The sequence below is a fragment of the Microbacterium sp. H6 genome (assembly GCF_003314775.1).
In the GTDB taxonomy this organism is placed as follows: Bacteria; Actinomycetota; Actinomycetes; order Actinomycetales; family Microbacteriaceae; genus Microbacterium; species Microbacterium oxydans.
Genome location: NZ_QOAY01000049.1, coordinates 1 through 17,375, shown reverse-complemented (window position 1 = coordinate 17,375; position 17,375 = coordinate 1). Strand labels below are relative to the sequence as shown.

Below are 17,375 nucleotides of genomic sequence, written 5' to 3'. Positions count from 1 at the left end.
CGCCGTCGTGCTGGTGGCGCTCGCGATCGGGCTCGTCCTCGGACTCCGACGGGAGGGGCGTGCCGGGGCCGGAGACACCGCCCGCGTCGCCCGCGCCGAACGCCTGCGCACACTGCCCTCGTTCCGCCGTGCCCTGACGCGAAGGGCACTCGCGTTGTCCGGCGTCCTCGCGCTCGGCGCGGCAGCCGCGATCGTGTCGGGGGTGGTTGCCGCGCGGCCGATGTCGGCGCAGACCGTGCAGCCCGTCAACACGAGCCGCGACATCATGCTGTGCCTCGACGTCTCCGGCTCCATGACCGAGGTCGACGTCGAGGTGCTGAACGTCTTCGACGAGCTGTTGGACAGCTTCGAGGGGGAGCGCATCGGCCTGACGATCTTCAACAGCTCGCCCGTGCAGATCTTCCCCCTCACCGACGACTACGACTTCGTCCGCGAGCACCTGGCCAGCATGACCGAGAGCTTCGACTTCGTCGACCAGGTTCCGGAGCACTGGATCGGCACGCTCAACGGCAACGGCGCCTCCCTGATCGGCGACGGCCTCGCGGCGTGCGCGATGGGCTTCGACCACCCGGACGATGAGCGTTCGCGCTCGGTGATCTTCGCCACCGACAACGAGGTCAACGGCGCCTCGATCGTGACGCTGGAGGAAGCCGCCGCCTACGCCGCGTCGAAGGACGTGCGCGTCTTCGCACTGAACCCCGTCCAGGGCAAGGACGCCGATGTGAGCGCCGAGCTCAGCGCGGCAGCAGAGGCGACGGGGGGCGCCGCGTTCGGGCTGCGCGACACGACCACCGTCTCCGACATCGTGGACCAGGTGCAGGAGCAGGAGGCGACCGAGCTGCGCGGAGAGGCGCAGGTGGTCTGGACCGACACCCCGAACCTGTGGATCGTGGTGCTCTGCCTCAGCGTGCTCGGGTTCGTCGTGGTGCTGTGGAGGGTGCGACTGTGATCTTCCAACCCGTGCTCAACCCACTGCTGATCGCGCTGCTGTGCGCACCGGTCCTCGCCGTCGCCGTCTGGGTGCTTGTCCGTGCGCCGAAATCGGGCGGCGTGCCGATCACGGACGGGCGCGCACTCGCCGGGCATCGTGCGCTGTGGGCCATGCGGCTGCTACTGGTGCTCGCCTGCGTCGCGCTCCTGCTTCGTCCCGGCATTCCCGGCGGAGCCACGCAGACCCTCGCGACCGACACCGACATCGTGTTGGTGGTCGACACCACGGCGAGCATCGTGGCCGAGGACTGGGGCGACGGGGAACCGCGGCTCGACGGCATCCGCGAGGACGTGCGCGCGCTCGTTGAGGAGTACCCGGGGGCACGCTTCGCGCTCATCACCTCGGATGCCGCCGCCCAGCTGCGGGTTCCCCTGACCACGGACACCACCGCGCTCTTGGGTTCGCTGCAGGTGCTGCGCCCCGAGGTCACCAGCCAGTCACGCGGAAGCTCGATCGGCATCGCCGCTCCGCTGCTTTCCGAGACGCTCGCGTCGGCGGCCGAGTCGTCTCCCGACCGCTCGCGCATGGTGTTCTACTTCGGCGACGGAGAGCAGACGGTCGACACGCCGCCGGAGTCGTTCAGCGCAAGCGAGAAGTACACCGATTCGGGAGCCGTGTTCGGCTACGGCACAGCCGAGGGCGGGCCGATGCGCATCACCACGGGCGGCGTCTCGGATCAGGGAGGCGACTACATCCAGTACCAGGGCGCCGATGCGCTCTCGGTGATCGACGAGTCGACCCTCGAGACGATCGCCGACGACCTCGGTGTGGAGTACTCGCATCGGACGGCGGACACCGCGCCCGTGCTTCCCGCTGCCCCGTCCACCACCACCGACTACGCCGATTCGGGCGAGGTCGGCAACGTCATCGAGCTGTACTGGATCGCCGCGCTCGTCGCCCTGGCCATCCTGGGCGTGGAGCTCGGTCGGGCGACCCTGCTGATCGCGCGACTGCGGCATCTCCGTGCTCCTCGGTCCGACGCAGCAGCGCGATAGCGAGCAGCCCTTCCATCTGGAAGCTGACACTCAGCAACCTCCGGATATCGGATGCTATTGTTTTACACGTCGCGGACTATCTCGGACGCGACGGGGGTTCGCAGATGCGATCCGACCGCGGAGTCACATGAGCTTGGGGAAGCTCCCGCGGTCGTTTCACGCTGCGATGTCATGTCGACTCTCACGTCGGCATCAGATCACTGGGGAAGCAAAACATGGGGAACAAGCGTGTTCTGAAGCGCGCCCGAAAGACCGTCATCGCGACGGTCGTCGGAGCCTTGGTCGTCAGCGGGCTCGTGTCGTTCGGTGGTGGAGCCGCCGTGGCTGCCGACGCACCACCGACGTTGCCACCGCTGCTGCAGCGTGATGACAACGTCGTCACGTCGGATCCGATTCCGACGGTGCAGATCGACAACGGGTACGTCTGGGCGCAGACGACCATCGGCTCGACCGTGTACGCCGTCGGCAAGTTCGACAACGCCCGCGAGCCGAAGGCGAAGCCCGGCACCGCGCTCACAGCACGGTCGAACGTGCTCGCGTACGACATCAACACCGGCGCGCTCCTTCCGTTCGCCCCCACGGTCAACGGGGTGATCAAGGCCGTCGCCGCCTCCCCCGACGGCAGCCGCATCTACATCGGCGGCTCGTTCAACAAGGTCAACGGCAAAGACCGGTGGAACATCGCAGCCATCGACGCGAAGACCGGCGAGCTCGTGCCCGGCTTCATCCCCTCCATCGGCGGATCAGGCGTCTACGCGCTGGCGACTTCGGGCACGAGCGTCTACGCCGGCGGTCTGTTCTCGCAGGCCAACGGCACCGCGCGGAAGAACCTCAGCGCGTTCAACACCGCCAACGGAGCACTCCTCCCCTGGGCACCTCAGACCGATCAGCAGGTCGACGCCCTCGTGATGGACCCGGCCGGGATCGACACGATCATCGGCGGACGCTTCTCGCAGATCAACGGCGACACGGGGCTGCGCGGCATCGGTGCCGTCGACAAGGTCACCGGCGCAGTCGACACCGCATGGGAGCTTCCCGACACGGTCAAGAACGGTGTGGGCACGGGCCCTTCCGCGGGAAAGTCCGGAATCTTCGGCCTCGCGACCGATGCCACCGGGGTCTACGGCACAGGCTGGGCGTACGCGAACGCCGATGTCGCCAACCTCGAAGGGACGTTCGCTGCTGAAGCCGGGACGGGCAAGGTCCGCTGGATCGCGGACTGCCTCGGTGACCACTACGGCGTCTACTCCACCGGCAAGGTCATCTACACCACCAGCCACACTCACGCCTGCGGCACCATGGGCCTGCACCCGGAGCAGTCCCCGCGCACACACCGCTACTCCGAGGCCTTCACCGCCGATGCGCGCGGGACGCTCGGAACTCAGCCGGCGACGCCCCAGTACAAGGACTGGGCCGGAACGCCCGCGCCCTCTCCCTACGTGTGGACGCCCGACTGGGCTGTCGGTACCACGACCGGACTCGGCCAGGCCGGGTTGTCGATCACCGGCACGGGCAACATGATCTCCATCGGCGGCGAGTTCCGCTCCGTCAACAACGGACAGTTCGAAGGGCTCGTCCGCTTCTCGACCACGCCTCCCGAGGGCCCGAAGGACGGACCCCGCCTCTCCGGCGAGAAGTGGGTGCCGACCGCGACTTCGCTCGTCCCCGGCCGCGTGAAGGTCACGATTCCCGCCAACTGGGACCGTGACGACCTCACGCTCACATACGAGCTGCGCCGCGCCGGCTCGACCACGCCGTTGTTCACCACGAAGATGGACTCCACCTGGTGGAACCTGCCAGCGGTGACCTTCGAAGACACGACAGCGCCGGCAGGTTCACAGCAGCAATACACGTTCACGGCCACGGACAGCAACGGCCACACGGTTTCGAGCAAGACGACGACTGCCACGGTGGCCGAGTCCACTCCGGCGTACTCCAACGCCGTGCTCGCTGACGGCCCCGAGTTGTACTACCCATTGGGAACCGTCGCACAGGATGTGGCGGGAACGAACAGTCCGATCCTCCGCTCAGGAGCAACTCCTCAGTCGTCAGGTGTGCCGAAGGGCGTAGCCGGTGCGACAGCCCTCGACGGCACAGTGACCGGGCGAGTCGACACGACCACGAAGGTCGCGGCGCCCTCGTCGTTCTCGGCCGAGCTGTGGTTCCAGACCTCGACGACCAGCGGCGGGTTGTTGTTCGACTTCCAGAGCTCGGCCACCGTGCTCTCGAAGAACTTCGACCGAACCGTCTACATGTCAGACGACGGCCGCCTGAACTTCGGGGTCTACAACGACGGCACGAAGGTTCTCACGACCGCGACGGCATACAACGACAACCGCTGGCATCATGTCGTCGCGTCGGTGAGCCCCGACGGAATGAAGCTCTTCATCGACGGGAAGCTCGACGGACACCTCCCCGGAGTGACCAAGGCGCAGGACTACAACGGCTTCTGGAAGATCGGCAACGGCAACCTGACCGGCTGGGCGAACGCACCGAAGACGACTCCCCTCCTCGGCAACGTCGATGAGTTCGCGGTCTACCCGTATGGCCTGACCGCGGGACAGATCAAGACCCACTACAGCGTCGGAAACGGCTCCACAGCCCCCGTCGCCGCCTATACGGCAACGGCGACCGGGCTCGACGCGGCCTTCGACGCGAGCTCCTCAGTACCCCCTGGCTCTACGACGATCGCGGAGTACCGATGGGACTTCGGTGACGGTTCGACCGCGGCCGGCAAGACTGCGGCGCACACTTATGCGGCGCCCGGAACCTATGAGGTCAAGCTGACGGTCACCGACAGTCAGGGACTCGTGGGATCCATCAAGAAGCCGGTTGTCATCCAAGGAGCCAACGTGGCGCCCACCGCATCGTTCGCACTCTCCGCGTCGGCGCTGACCATCACAGCCGACGCCTCGGCATCGTCCGACTCCGACGGCACGATCAAGAGCTACAGCTGGAACTGGGGCGACGGCACGACCGGCGAGGGCGCGGCGGCGAACCACACCTACGCGACGGCAGGCACGCGCACCGTCACCCTCACCGTGACCGACGACCTGGGCGGCGTGGCAACCACCACCCGGGAAGCCATCGTGACGGCTCCCGCAGCGCTCGCGAGCGATGAGTTCGAGCAGCCTTCCACTCGCGGCTGGGGTTATGCCATCGTGGGCGGCGCCTGGAAGATCGCAGGTGGAACGACGACGACGACCACAGTCGCCGACGGTTTCGGGAAGCTGAATCTGGCCGCAGGCGACACCCGGCACGCGACGCTGAACACGCCGTCGATTCCGAGCCCGGCTCTGGAGACGACCTTCCGCCTCGACCAGGCTCCCGCCGCGGGTGGTGCCTACATCGGCGTCATCGCACGGGACTCGACCGCCGGGAAGTACCTCGTTCGCGCGTGGCTCCGCCCCGACGGAACGATCTGGCTCGTCGCGCACCGCGACGGCACCGTGCTCGCCACCCAGGCCGTGTCCGGGCTCGCCTTCGCGGCGAACACCTCGTACACGCTCAAGGTCACGGTGACGGGCACAGCACAGGCGTCGATCAAGGCGAAGATCTGGGCGACCGGAACGACAGAGCCGACCGACTGGCAGCTCAAAGCGACGGACAACACGCCTCTGCAGCCGGGGGGTGGGGTGGGCCTGAGCGGCAACCGCTCCGGTAGCTCGACTGCCGCGGCAATCGTGTCCTTCGATTCCTTCCGCGTCACCGCGGCCGAGTAGCGCTCGGGGACGGGCATCGTCCCTCCTCATGATTCAGCCGGCCTCGGCACCCGAGGTCGGCTGAATCGCATCCTGAGGATCCCCGGATAGGATGTTCAGCGCTTCGTCCTGCCGCTTCGGGGACCAGAATCCTCGCGCTGAGCAGTCGTCGATCGGTAAGGGGGTTGGGCGTGACAGATCCGTCGGCACCCTCGACGACCGAGGTCGGACCCTCGACCACCACCGCCCGGGCGGCCGACCGCGCCGCCGCCCTTCTCCGGTCCAACCGCCACCGTCGCCGCGTCCGCCGCTGGGTGGCGATCGGGACGATTCCGCTCACACTCGCCGCGCTTCTCTTCGTGGGCAAGCTGCTGAGCATGTACGCCTTCGCGCACCAGGCCATCACCGCCTACGTCGTCGACGACTTCGCCGGCGCTGAGGCCTCCGCGCGTGGACAGGACTTCCTCAACTGGTTCGAGCCGTACAAGGCGCCCTTCAACATCGGCACGGCACTCGGTGCGGCCGAGCAACTCCCCGAAGCCCGTGTCCAGCTCGAAGAGGCGCTCGACCTCGCGACCGGCCTCGAAGTGTGCGCGGTGCGGATCAACCTCGCGCTGATCATCGAACGCATGGGCGATGCGGCCCGTGCGGACGGCGACGGCACGGGCGCAGCGGCGCTCTACGGCGAGGCGCTCGGAATCACCGTCGACACCCCGGAGGAATGCCGCAGCGACGAGGCACAGCAGCAGTCCCCCGACCCGCAGCGCGACATGTCCGACTCCCTCGACGGCACGGCGGACCGGCTGAAGCAGAAGCAGCAGGAGGAGCAGCAGCCCCAACCGCAGCCACAGACCGGCGAGAAGGAGCAGCCCTCCGAGGACAAGCTGAAGGGCCTCCAGGACAAGCTCGAGCAGGGCACGCAGGAGCGTGACCAGCAGCAGGGCGACGACCCCGGTGGCTCGGGGACGGAGAAGCCGTGGTGAGCGACCACGAGAGGCAGCGCGCTCGCTACCTCTCGGGCACCGAGGGCGCTCCCCCCGTTCCTCCGCCCGGGGGGTATCGCGGGGCGCGTCGTGAGGCCTGGGGATCGACGCCCGCCCCGCCCGTGGCGGTTTCCATGCCTGCGGAGGAGTCGAAACAGCCCGCGAACGCCCTCGGCTGGATCGCCCTCACCGCATCCATCCTCTTCGCGCTCATCCTGCTCGGCACCTTCGTCGCCGGCGGCACCGACCTCCTCTACGGGGTCACGATGCTCGCACTGCAGCTCGTGGTCGCCGGCGTGATCATCGCGGCGCTTTTCTCCGTGCGCGGACGGAAGCTCGGGGCGATCGGCCTGGTCATCGCGATCCTGTTCAACGTCGCGACGGTCGGCGGCATGAGCGCACTGCAGACCTCGGCCTCGGGCAACTACGAGGGCACGAAGACGGCCGCCCAGAGGCACGCGGAAGCCTATCCCGGGATCAAGGGCACCGATCCGCAGAAGGCGTTGTCTCAGCAGTCGCTCGACGAGGTGCGGGCGCAGACTGAGACGCTGTTCGCCGACATCCGGGCGCGACTCACCGACGAGTTCGGCTTCACCTGGACGCAGGTGGGCGATGAAGACCTGCGCCCGGAGCGCAACGGCTACGGCGGGGAGTCGATGCTGGTCGAGTTCACCTCCGCCGCCTGGGCGACCAACGAGCCTGTCCAGGGCTACGACCGAAAGCGCGCCGTGATGGCCGTGATCAGTGAGGTGGTCGTCGACCACGGGCTGTGGGACCTGTACTCGTTCAATGATCCCGCGGTGTCGGGCATCGACCCCGCGATGATCGCGAAGCTGTACGGCAGCGACGACCCGCGCACGCAGACCACGTGGGAGTACTACACCGAGAACTTCCCCGACCCTCTCCGCTTCTACGCCACGATCAATGACCTCTCGAACGATTCGAACGGCGGCTTCCGCACGGCACGGGAGGCGCAGAACGCGCGCACCGGCGAGCCGCTGGAAGGGCTGCAGCTGACGGCGATCGCGAGCGGGGTGCTCAGCGAGGCGGATCGTGCCGAGTTCCAGGAGAAGCTGAAGGACTACCCCGGCTTCGAGTGAAGCGCTCGACGGCCGTTCAGGAGCCGAGGGTCAAGAGCATCCGCGCCACCACGTACCTGGCGTGGCCGCGGGACGTGCGCGGGTCATACCCGAGCGCATCGACGAGCACGCTCAGGCGTTCCTGCACGCTGGAGTGGTGCCGCCCGAGCCGCGCGGCTGCGGCGCGCACGCTCCGTTCCTCGCTGACGGCGTCGAGAAGCTCCCGACTGCGCTCATCGAGTGCCGCGAGTGCCGCCGCATCAGGGTGGAGGGGCCCCCGCCCCGCAGCCTCGGCGACGAGCAGCAGACCACCGAGGTCGGCGGCATCGACCACCGGCTCCTCCGGGCTGGTCAGTCGCACGGCCACGAGCGCCGACGCCCACGACGCGGGAAGACCCTCCGCCGGGCCGACGATGCCGAGCCCCAACCGCAGGTCGACACGGTGCGGCCAGGCATCGACGGGCTGCATCTCGGCGTCGAGGATCGTCGCTCGCGTCAGGCCGTGCCGGGTGGCGACGACAGCCGAGGGATGCACCGGCAGCGGAGCGGGGTCGGGAGGAGAGGCGACGAGCCGCAGGGAGTCCGCAGCGATGCGGAGTCGAGGCAGTGCCGCTGCCCTCTCCTCCGCACCGGCATAGGAGCTGATGGCGAGTTCGACCGCGCTCTCGGGGCCGACCGATCGGCGCGCCCTGATGATCCCGAGGGCGAGACTGAGCCGTTCCAGGATCATCGCGTCGTTCGTGTGCGCATCGCCTTCGCGCTCGATCCAGGCGACCGCATCCGGTCCGCTCTCCCGTACCGGCCAGGAGTGAGACGGCTCGACGGGATCGATGCGCACCCCGTCGGCCCGCACGCGCATGATCTGTCTGCCGTCACGCTGTCCGACGGTCGCGCCGCTCAGCACCGCCGCACCTCGCAGCATGCTCTCGACTCCCACGGAGCGGGCGACGAGGGCGTCGAAGTAGGTGACGACCTTGAGCGTCTCGCTCGCATCCGGGTCGAGGGCGGTGAGACGCCCCAGCAGATCTTGCATGTCGGGCTCCATCGCACGGGGATTCCACCCTATGGGGTGGGAGTTCCCTCTTCCGGTCGACGCGGGCTCAGGATAGCAGCCGGTTCACCCAGTCGTCGCGGGCGGCGAGCATGGCCTGCGCGACTGCCGTGTGCGGAGCGAACATGTCGAAGCCGTGGAACCCCCCTGCCCAGACGTGCAGTTCCGCCTGCACCCCGGCCTCCCAGAGCTTCGTGGCGTAGGCGACGTCCTCGTCGCGGAACACCTCCGCGCTGCCGCAGTCGATGAAGGCGGGCGGCAGCCCGCTCAGGTCGGTCGCGCGCGCCGGGGCGGCGTACACGGAGACGTCGTCCGTCCCGACGCGGTCGCCCAGGAGCGCGGTCCACCCCGTCACGTTCGAGCCGCGGTCCCAGACGCCGATCCCGTCGATCTGGTGCGTCGACACGGACTCGTCTCGGTCGTCGAGCATCGGGTAGATGAGCAGCTGGCCGATCAGTTCGGGGCCCTTCCGATCGCGGGCGAGCAGGGCGGTGCCCGCGGCCAGCCCACCCCCGGCACTGCCGCCGCCGATCAACAGCCGGGAGAGGTCGATGCCGAGCTCCTCGGCGTGCTCCGCGGTCCACAGCAGGCCCGCGTAGCAGTCCTCCACCGGGTACGGATCCGGGAACTCGGGGGCGAGCCGATACTCGACGGTGACGATCACGCCGTTGAAGCGCTCCGCCCAGTCGAGGAATCCGGCCACGCCGAGCCAGCGGTTGCCGATGATCATGCCGCCGCCGTGCGTGTGGAAGAACCCGGGGCCGGTGCCGGTCCTGCCCTCCTTCTCGATCACGGAGACGACGATCTCATCGCCACCATGACCCGCGATCGAGACGTCCCGTCGGGTGAAGCCGCGGTCGGCGAGCACCGCGAAGATCTCGTCCTCCCCGCTCACCGGCGACTGGCGCAGCAGCGGGATCATCTCTGCCGTCAGGGTCGGCGGCAGCTGGTCGGCGACGAGGGCGAGAGCGGCCTCGAGCTCGGGATCGAACGGCGGTCGCGCCAGGGTCGTGTCAGTCATCAGAACTCCTTTGTCCTCGGCCGCCATCGCAGCGGCTTCCCGCCAGCCTCGTGCACACCGCACCCGAGGGTAACCCGCCAGCCGAGGCCGATCCTGCGCCGTGCGTCCGCCGAGTGGCGGGTTCTCCTGCGCCGAGGGTGAGGACTCCCTTGAAGGGCATCGACGCCCTGGCTAGCCTGGCGCCACAGGGAAGGAGTGCACGCATGATTCGAGTACTCGACGAACAGCAGGCCTATGAGCTGCTGACCACGACCACGATCGGGAGGATCGGCTTCGTCCACGAGGAGCGGGTGCAGATCTATCCGGTGAACTTCGCGCTGTCAGGGCGCGATCTGGTGCTGCGCACATCGCCCGAGGGCGTCCTCGCCGATCTCACGCGAGAAGCCGCCACGCCGGCCGCGTTCGAGGTGGACTACCACGACCCGCTCGGCAGCACGGCATGGAGCGTGCTGGTGCACGGCACACTGTCTCGGGTGGCGGACGACGACGTCGCCGGCGTCGCCGCGCGCGTCAATCCGTGGGCGGGAGAGGATCGCGATCTCCCCCTCGCCCTCCAGATCGAGAGCATCGCCGGACGCAGCGTGCGCCGCGAATCCACGCGGGGGAAGATCTGAGCCGACCGCTGTGACGTCCTCCTGCTGAACGCGTGATCAGGAAGCGAGCGCCAGCCCCGCGGCGAGCGCGAAGCCCAGCACGGTCGCGAGTCCCGTGGATTCCTTGGCCTTGGACTGCGCCTCGGGGACCATCGAGTCGACCAGCATCACCAGCAGCGCCCCGGCTGCGAAACCGCTCGCCGCCGAGCGGAAGTCGTCGCCCGTGATGCTCGCGAGGCCGAACCCCGCGACGGTCGCGAGCGCGCAGACCACGGCCACGCCCGCCCACAGCAGCAGCACCCGCGACTTCGCCATGCCGCCTTCGAGCAGGTCGGCAGCCGAGCCGATCGACTCCGGCAGGTTCGAGACCAGGATGGCGACCACGAGCGCGATGCTGACCGGCTCACCGGATGCGAGTCCGATGCCGAGCACGAGCTGCTCCGGGATGCCGTCGAGCAGGGCGCCCACCGCGAGCTGTCCTCCGCCGGCCTGCTCCTTGGTCTTCGCCGCTCGGGCATCGAGGATGCGGTCGGCGATGTAGTAGCTGATCGCTCCCGCCGCGACACCCACCACGAGAGGGATGGGACCGGCGAGGTCGAGCCCTTCCTCCCACAGCTCGAAGGCGATCGATGCCATGAGAGCGCCGGCGCCGAAGCCCAGCACGATGCCGAGCCACTTCGGCGGCCACGTACGCAGCAGTGCGAGCACTGCACCGACGAACAGCGGTGCTGCTGCCACCGCGCCCCACAGGATTGCTGCGCCCATGTCCGACCTCCGTGCGCCTACTCTCCCACTTCATCGCGCCTCCGCCGGCCCAGCCTCGGCGAAAACGGAGACGTGTCGCGCGTACCGCGGCGAGCCGCACCATGACACACCGTGTCGCGGGCGATGCTCCTCCGTTTTCGCATGGCGCGCGCACCGCCCATGCATAGGATGACGGGAACGGGAGCGAGGCGGAGATGCACGACAGACCGACCGAGGTGCTGCGCGTTCCGGCGTTCGCCCTCTTCTGGTCGTCGTCGACGCTCGGCGCGTTCACCGGCTCCGTGACCGCCGTCGCCTTCCAGGTCCTGATCGTCACGACACTGGGGGCCTCTGCGTTCGAGATCGGTCTGCTCAACGCCGCGAACGTCGTGCCGTACCTGCTGTTCGGGCTCATCGTCGGCGCCCTGATGGACCGCTGGCGGCGCAAGCCCGCCATGGTCATCGCGAGCATCGGCCGCGCGCTCACGCTGGGTCTCGTGCCGGTGCTGTGGTTTACGGGGACTCTGTCCGTGTGGTCGTTCGGCGCCCTGCTCCTGCTCTACGGCGCGCTCACGCTCATCGCCGATTCCGCTGCGCAGCCGATGCTACCCCGCCTCGTCCGCCGCGATCAGCTGTTGGCGGCGAACGCGAGACTCGGTCAAGCAGGCACCGTCGCCCAGACGACGGGGCAGGCCTTCGGCGGCGCACTCGTCGGCTGGCTGGGGGCACCGTTCGCCATCCTGATCGATGCCGTCGCGTACGTCGTCAACGCCGTTCTCCTGAGCCGCATCCGTGTCGAGGAGGTGAAAGCGTCACGCCGCACCGACGGCCGGCACCTAGGGCACGACATCATGGAAGGCCTGCGCTGGACCTACTCCCACCGAACGCTTGCGCCCATGGCCGTGTCGGTGAACGTCTGGTTCCTGGGCAACAGCATCGCGCTGACGGCATTCGCGCCGTACGCGCTGCGAGAGCTCGGCGTCGGCGCACTGCTGTTCGGCGTCGTGCTCGCGATGGGTGGGCTCGGCGGCCTGATCGGGGCACTCCTCGCCCCCACGGCGGGTCGCCGGTTCGGAGTCGGCGGCGCGGTCCTCGCGGGGCGCCTGCTCTCGGCACTCGCGTGGACGACGGTTCTCGTCATCCCGCACGCCGAGAACACGACGCTCCTCGTCGTCGCCATCCCCCTGGGCGTGGGGCAATTCCTGTTCGGCCTCGGGATGGGGGTGGAGGATCCGAACGAGATGGGATACCGCCAGGCGGTCGCCCCCGACCAGATGCAGGGACGGCTGAACGCATCGATTCGCACCGTGAACCGCGTCACCTTCCTCGTCGGGGCCCTGATCGCCGGCGGTCTGGCGACGGCGTACGGCTATCGCGTGACGATCGCGGTCAGCGTGGTCGTCTTCCTCGTGGCGGCGATGATCGTCCTGTTCTCGCCGCTGCGCACCGCACGCCACGAGGATTCCGCTCAGTCGGGGTAGCTTCGTCGCAGCTCACCGGGCCGTGCCCGGCGAAAACGGAGACGTGTCCGGCGTGCCTCGGCGTGCCTCACCACGACACACCGTGCCGCAGCCGGTGCTCCTCCGTTTTCGCCGGAGGCCACACCAGACGAAGCCCCACCAAACGAGACCAGACGAGCCAGCTGAGGCGAGACGGGGCGACACGCCGCCGCGGATAGACTGGGAGCCATGTCCAAGGTCCTCCAGTCACTGCCCGTCGGCGAGCGCGTCGGCATCGCCTTCTCCGGAGGACTCGACACCTCCGTCGCCGTCGCGTGGATGCGCGAGAAGGGCGCCGTGCCCTTCACCTACACCGGCGACCTCGGTCAGTACGACGAGGACGACATCGCCTCGATCCCGGGCCGCGCGCTGGAGTACGGCGCCGAGGCGTCGCGCCTGATCGACTGCAAGACCGCCCTGGTCGAAGAGGGCTTCGTCGCCCTCTCCTGCGGCGCGTTCCACATCCGCTCCGGCGGCAAGACCTACTTCAACACGACGCCCCTCGGACGCGCGGTCACCGGCACGATGCTGGTGCGCGCCATGAAGGAGGACGGCGTCGACATCTGGGGCGACGGCTCCACCTACAAGGGCAACGACATCGAGCGGTTCTACCGCTACGGCCTGCTCGCCAACCCGCGCCTGCGCATCTACAAGCCGTGGCTCGACGCCGACTTCGTCACCGAGCTCGGCGGCCGCAAGGAGATGAGCGACTGGCTCGTCGCCCGCGACTTCCCGTACCGCGACTCCGCCGAGAAGGCATACTCGACCGACGCGAACATCTGGGGCGCGACGCACGAGGCGAAGACGCTCGAGCACCTCGATGTCTCGCTCGAGACCGTCGACCCGATCATGGGCGTGAAGTTCTGGGACCCCTCGGTCGCGATCGAGACCGAAGACGTCACCGTCACGTTCGAGGCGGGACGCCCGGTCGCGATCAACGGCGTGGAATACTCCGACCCGGTCGCCCTGGTCATGGAGGCGAACACGATCGGCGGACGCCACGGCCTCGGCATGAGCGACCAGATCGAGAACCGCATCATCGAGGCGAAGTCGCGCGGCATCTACGAGGCACCCGCCATGTCGCTGCTGTTCATCGCCTACGAGCGCCTGGTCAACGGCATCCTCAACGAAGACACCCTCGCCACCTACCACGAGCAGGGTCGACGCCTCGGTCGCCTCATGTACGAGGGACGCTGGCTCGAGCCGCAGTCGCTCATGCTGCGCGAGTCGATCCAGCGCTGGGTCGGCCTCACCATCTCCGGAACCGTCACGATCCGCCTCCGCCGCGGCGACGACTGGACCATCCTCGACACCGTCTCCCCGAACCTCTCGTATGGCCCCGAGAAGCTGTCGATGGAGCGTGTCGGCGATGCCGCCTTCGGGCCGGTCGACCGCATCGGCCAGCTGACCATGCGCAACCTCGACATCGCCGACTCGCGTGCACGCCTCGAGCAGTACGCGGGACTCGGCCTCGTCGGAGGTGCGACCGGCGAACTGGTCGGCCGCGTGACCGCCGGGGAGTCCAGCGAGATCACCGAGTCCGTCCAGGGCTCGATCTCCGAAGCCGACGAGACGTTGGCCGACGCCGTCGACTCGGCCTCCGAGGGCGCAGCCTTCGACTCCGGCACCGACTGACACGACGACGGATCCACCGATGCGCCGGCACCCTCGGAGTGCCGGCGCATCGTGCTGTCAGAGGTGCGGCTCGGGATCAGCGCGCTCGCGCCGCGGTGCGGTCGACGACACCCGGCAGCACATCGTCGAAGAGGATCACCAGGGCGGCCCGGACCTGCACCGCATCACGACGGACGATCGCCTCGCGGATCTCGCGCGTGGACCTCTCGTTCGCCGCCCAGTCGAACGACCCCGCAGAGCGCTGCGTGAAGCGCCGGATCTGCGGCCCGAGCAGTTCGATCACGGACTCCCGCAGGGCATTCCCCTCGAGACGGGCGAAGCCGATGGCGATGGTGCGCAACGCGACTCCGTAGGCCAGGACATCGCGCGCTCGTCCCGCGGCGGACATATCGTCGGTCAGCTCCACGAGATAGGCGACGTCATCCTCCTGGACGTGCGGCATCGCATGGCGCACCGAGCCGATCCAGCTGTCGCCGAAGAGGGCGATGGCATCGCGGATGTGGTCGAGATCGAGCGGCGCCACGCGGGTGGCGCCGTTGCGGTGCATCTCGACGAGCCCTTGTTCCGCCAGGCGCGCCAGAGCATGTCTGACGGGCGTGGCGGAGGCCCCCAGGCTCTCCGCCAGCTCCGCGTCGCGAAGGCGCTCCCCCGGCCGCAGCTCACCGTCGACGATCGCATCCCGCAACCGGCGATAGACATCATCGCTCTTCGTTCGGCGTTCCCGCACGACATCGATGCCTGCCAAAGCACACTCCCCCTCGACCACAGCGGTCCCCCACCACTTGAAAGCGGTCGACACTCGCGTACCGGACGCTCACTCGTCCGAGACCGGTGCCATCCCCCGTACGCGCTCACGCGCAACGCGTAACATAACACGCTTGGCTCCGTGACGGCTGCGCGGAAGCGGCACCTGAGGACGCTCTCCGAATGTGAAGAATAATCTTGCACAGCTATGTGCATGATCCGTAGCATGAGGTCATGACCACTCGTGCACCTCGTCGCGACGCCGTCGAGAACCGCGCCGGCATCCTCTCCGCCGCGCGCTCGACCCTGGCCGTCCAACCGCACGCCTCCATCGACGTCATCGCTCGTCGTGCCGGGCTCTCGCGTCGCACCCTCTACGGACACTTCGAGGACCGTGACGCCCTCATCCGGGAGCTCATCTCCAGCGGCACTCAGCGGTTCAACGCCATCGCCACCTCGATCGACGACATCGACGCCCGTCTCGCCCTCGCCCGCCTCGCCGCTCTGCTCTGGCACGAGGCCGCGCACGTGCAGGTGGCCGCGGCTCTCGCTCTCGATGAAGCGCACGTCGAGCACACGGCCGCCGCGCTGGCCCCGTTGCGCCGCACGGTGTCGGCACTCGTGCGACGCGGTCAGGACGACGGCAGCTTCCGCACGGACCTCGCCGCCCCCACCCTCGCGCGCCTCATCGAGGAGATGGCCCGCACCGTGATCTCGCGCACGGACGCGACCAGCACGGGTGCGGCTGACGTCGCCGTGCGGACCGTGTTGAGCATCGCCGGCCTCTCCTGGCGCGAAGCTGACGAGCTGCTCGCCTCGCACCCCGACATCGCCGTGGCCGCCGCTCCCACAGACTCCCCCATCGATCCGGAGGACCGCGCATGAAGATCTCGCTGCGCGATGTGAGCAAGGGCCGCAACGGCCAGGCGCTGCCCCCCATGTCGCTCGAGTTCCACACCGGAGCAGTGCGTTTCGCGATCGCCGAGACCGAACAGCGACCGACCGTGCTCGGCTTGATCGCGAGCGGCCGCATGCGTCCGGAATCCGGGCGCGTGAGCATCGACGACGCGGTCGACGCGAAGTCCCTGCGTCGACGCGTGGCCCTGGTCGACGCTCCGGATGTCAGCGACCCTCATCCCGACGTCGCCCTGGTCGGCGTCGTCGAGGAGGAGCTCATGTTCGCGGGCCTCGGCGCCACCCCGCTCCACGCCCGGCGCTGGCTCGCTCGTCTGGGGTACAGCGAGCTCGCCGCCGCCCCCATCGGCACCGTCGATCCGGCGGCACGCGTGCGCATCCTGTGCGAGCTGGCCGTGCTCCGCTCCGGCGTCGAGGGCATCGTGCTCGTGTCGCCCGACCGTCACGGCGGCAGCCCCGATGGATGGTGGCGCATCGCCACGGAGTTCGCCGACCGCGGTTACGCGATGCTCGTGATCGTCGGCGGATCCGCTGCCGTGGCCCTGGAGCGGATGCACGAGTTCGACGCGATCAATGCCTCCGGACCGGTCGAGCCGCTCGTGTGGGACGAACCGGCGGACGATGCCGTCCCCGACATCGCGGACACCCCCGCAGACGAGAACGGAGGCACGCGATGAAGGTTCCCGCCATGATCGCCGCCGAGCTCCGACGACTGACAGCGAGCAGGATGGGCATCATCGCCCTGGTCGCGCTGATCTGCGTGCCGATCCTCTACGGCGGTCTGTACCTCTGGGCGAACCAGGACCCGTACGCCAAGTTCCCCGAGGTTCCCGTCGCCCTCGTGGTGGACGACGAGGGCGCGCCCGCACCCACGACCGGCACGGAACCCGCGACGGGCGAGACCGTCAACTACGGCGAAGACGTGGCGGAGAACCTGATCAAGGGCAACGCGTTCGACTGGCAGCTGATGTCGGCGGACGAAGCCTCGGAAGCACTGCGCCACGGCACGGTCGACTTCACGGTGACGATTCCCAGCGACTTCTCCTCGGCCCTCACCTCGGCGGCGGGAACCGACCCGCACCAGGCGCGCATCGATCTCGAGACCAATGACGCGAACAACTACCTCGCATCGTCGATGGGCACGCAGGCGGTCGAGAAGATCCGCAGCTCGGTCGCCGAGATGGTGGGCAGCCAGGCCGCAGAGCGCCTGCTCACGGGCCTGAGCGACGTGCGTGACAAGCTCATCACGGCGACGGACGGCGCCACCAGGCTCGCCGACGGCGCCGGCACGGCGGCGACCGGGAGCATAACTCTGGCGGAGGGCACCGCGAAGCTGGCCGACGGCACGGCGCAACTCGCGACCGGGGCGCAGAGCCTCGCGAGCGGAGCCCAGCAGGTGAGCGCGGGCAACCGACAGCTCGCCG

15 protein-coding genes are annotated in these 17,375 nt (G+C 68.9%); 11 read left to right on the top strand and 4 right to left on the bottom strand.

The window, feature by feature from the left end:
* The 5 genes from DSP71_RS03215 to DSP71_RS03195 form a co-directional block, all read left to right on the top strand.
* Positions 1-949: VWA domain-containing protein (locus DSP71_RS03215; protein ID WP_113680349.1), on the top strand; the 949-nt coding region annotated here is incomplete at its 5' end.
* Entirely contained in the window at positions 946-1,986 is a 1,041-nt protein-coding gene (locus DSP71_RS03210; RefSeq protein WP_113680348.1) for a VWA domain-containing protein, read from the top strand. The genes DSP71_RS03215 and DSP71_RS03210, both read left to right, overlap by 4 nt.
* Positions 1,987-2,201: 215 nt before the next feature.
* Positions 2,202-5,708: a PKD domain-containing protein gene (locus DSP71_RS03205; RefSeq protein ID WP_113680347.1), complete on the top strand. Its 3,507-nt coding sequence runs from the start codon at positions 2,202-2,204 to the stop codon at positions 5,706-5,708.
* 170 nt (positions 5,709-5,878) lie between these two features.
* Positions 5,879-6,670 carry a hypothetical protein gene (locus DSP71_RS03200; protein WP_058630889.1) on the top strand — a complete coding sequence of 264 codons (792 nt, stop codon included), beginning with the start codon at positions 5,879-5,881 and terminating at the stop codon, positions 6,668-6,670.
* Between the two features lie 134 nt (positions 6,671-6,804).
* A complete protein-coding gene (locus DSP71_RS03195) occupies positions 6,805-7,770 on the top strand; it encodes a hypothetical protein (RefSeq protein WP_258546241.1) in 966 nt (321 codons plus the stop codon).
* Between the two features lie 16 nt (positions 7,771-7,786).
* Here DSP71_RS03195 and DSP71_RS03190 read toward each other — a convergent pair whose 3' ends face one another.
* Together DSP71_RS03190 and DSP71_RS03185 are read right to left on the bottom strand one after the other, a co-directional pair.
* The gene (locus DSP71_RS03190) at positions 7,787-8,782 is read right to left on the bottom strand and encodes a hypothetical protein (RefSeq protein ID WP_227751223.1); all 996 of its coding nucleotides are present in this window, start codon (positions 8,780-8,782) and stop codon (positions 7,787-7,789) included.
* 67 nt (positions 8,783-8,849) lie between these two features.
* Positions 8,850-9,821 carry an alpha/beta hydrolase gene (locus DSP71_RS03185; RefSeq protein ID WP_046748190.1) on the bottom strand — a complete coding sequence of 324 codons (972 nt, stop codon included), beginning with the start codon at positions 9,819-9,821 and terminating at the stop codon, positions 8,850-8,852.
* Between the two features lie 203 nt (positions 9,822-10,024).
* Between DSP71_RS03185 and DSP71_RS03180 the strand changes: the two genes are divergently transcribed.
* A complete protein-coding gene (locus DSP71_RS03180) occupies positions 10,025-10,435 on the top strand; it encodes a pyridoxamine 5'-phosphate oxidase family protein (protein ID WP_046748050.1) in 411 nt (136 codons plus the stop codon).
* Between the two features lie 36 nt (positions 10,436-10,471).
* Here DSP71_RS03180 and DSP71_RS03175 read toward each other — a convergent pair whose 3' ends face one another.
* Positions 10,472-11,179: a ZIP family metal transporter gene (locus DSP71_RS03175; RefSeq protein ID WP_046748049.1), complete on the bottom strand. Its 708-nt coding sequence runs from the start codon at positions 11,177-11,179 to the stop codon at positions 10,472-10,474.
* Between the two features lie 194 nt (positions 11,180-11,373).
* On the opposite strand from DSP71_RS03175, the gene DSP71_RS03170 reads away from it, so the two are divergent.
* The gene (locus tag DSP71_RS03170) at positions 11,374-12,639 is read left to right on the top strand and encodes an MFS transporter (RefSeq protein WP_113680345.1); all 1,266 of its coding nucleotides are present in this window, start codon (positions 11,374-11,376) and stop codon (positions 12,637-12,639) included.
* 207 nt (positions 12,640-12,846) lie between these two features.
* Positions 12,847-14,292: an argininosuccinate synthase gene (argG, locus tag DSP71_RS03165; RefSeq protein ID WP_113680344.1), complete on the top strand. Its 1,446-nt coding sequence runs from the start codon at positions 12,847-12,849 to the stop codon at positions 14,290-14,292.
* Between the two features lie 76 nt (positions 14,293-14,368).
* On the opposite strand, the gene DSP71_RS03160 is transcribed toward argG, so the two are convergent.
* Positions 14,369-15,037, bottom strand: a complete 669-nt coding sequence (locus DSP71_RS03160; protein ID WP_113680357.1) for a GntR family transcriptional regulator — start codon at positions 15,035-15,037, stop codon at positions 14,369-14,371.
* 233 nt (positions 15,038-15,270) lie between these two features.
* Here DSP71_RS03160 and DSP71_RS03155 point away from each other — a divergent pair, with 233 nt between their 5' ends.
* The 3 genes from DSP71_RS03155 to DSP71_RS03145 form a co-directional block, all read left to right on the top strand.
* Positions 15,271-15,921: a TetR/AcrR family transcriptional regulator gene (locus DSP71_RS03155; protein WP_113680343.1), complete on the top strand. Its 651-nt coding sequence runs from the start codon at positions 15,271-15,273 to the stop codon at positions 15,919-15,921.
* Positions 15,918-16,628, top strand: a complete 711-nt coding sequence (locus DSP71_RS03150) for a hypothetical protein (RefSeq protein WP_046748043.1) — start codon at positions 15,918-15,920, stop codon at positions 16,626-16,628. Before DSP71_RS03155 ends, DSP71_RS03150 begins: the two co-directional genes overlap by 4 nt.
* Positions 16,625-17,375, top strand: a 751-nt coding sequence (locus DSP71_RS03145; protein ID WP_220151069.1) for a YhgE/Pip family protein, incomplete at its 3' end; no start/stop codon positions are given. The genes DSP71_RS03150 and DSP71_RS03145, both read left to right, overlap by 4 nt.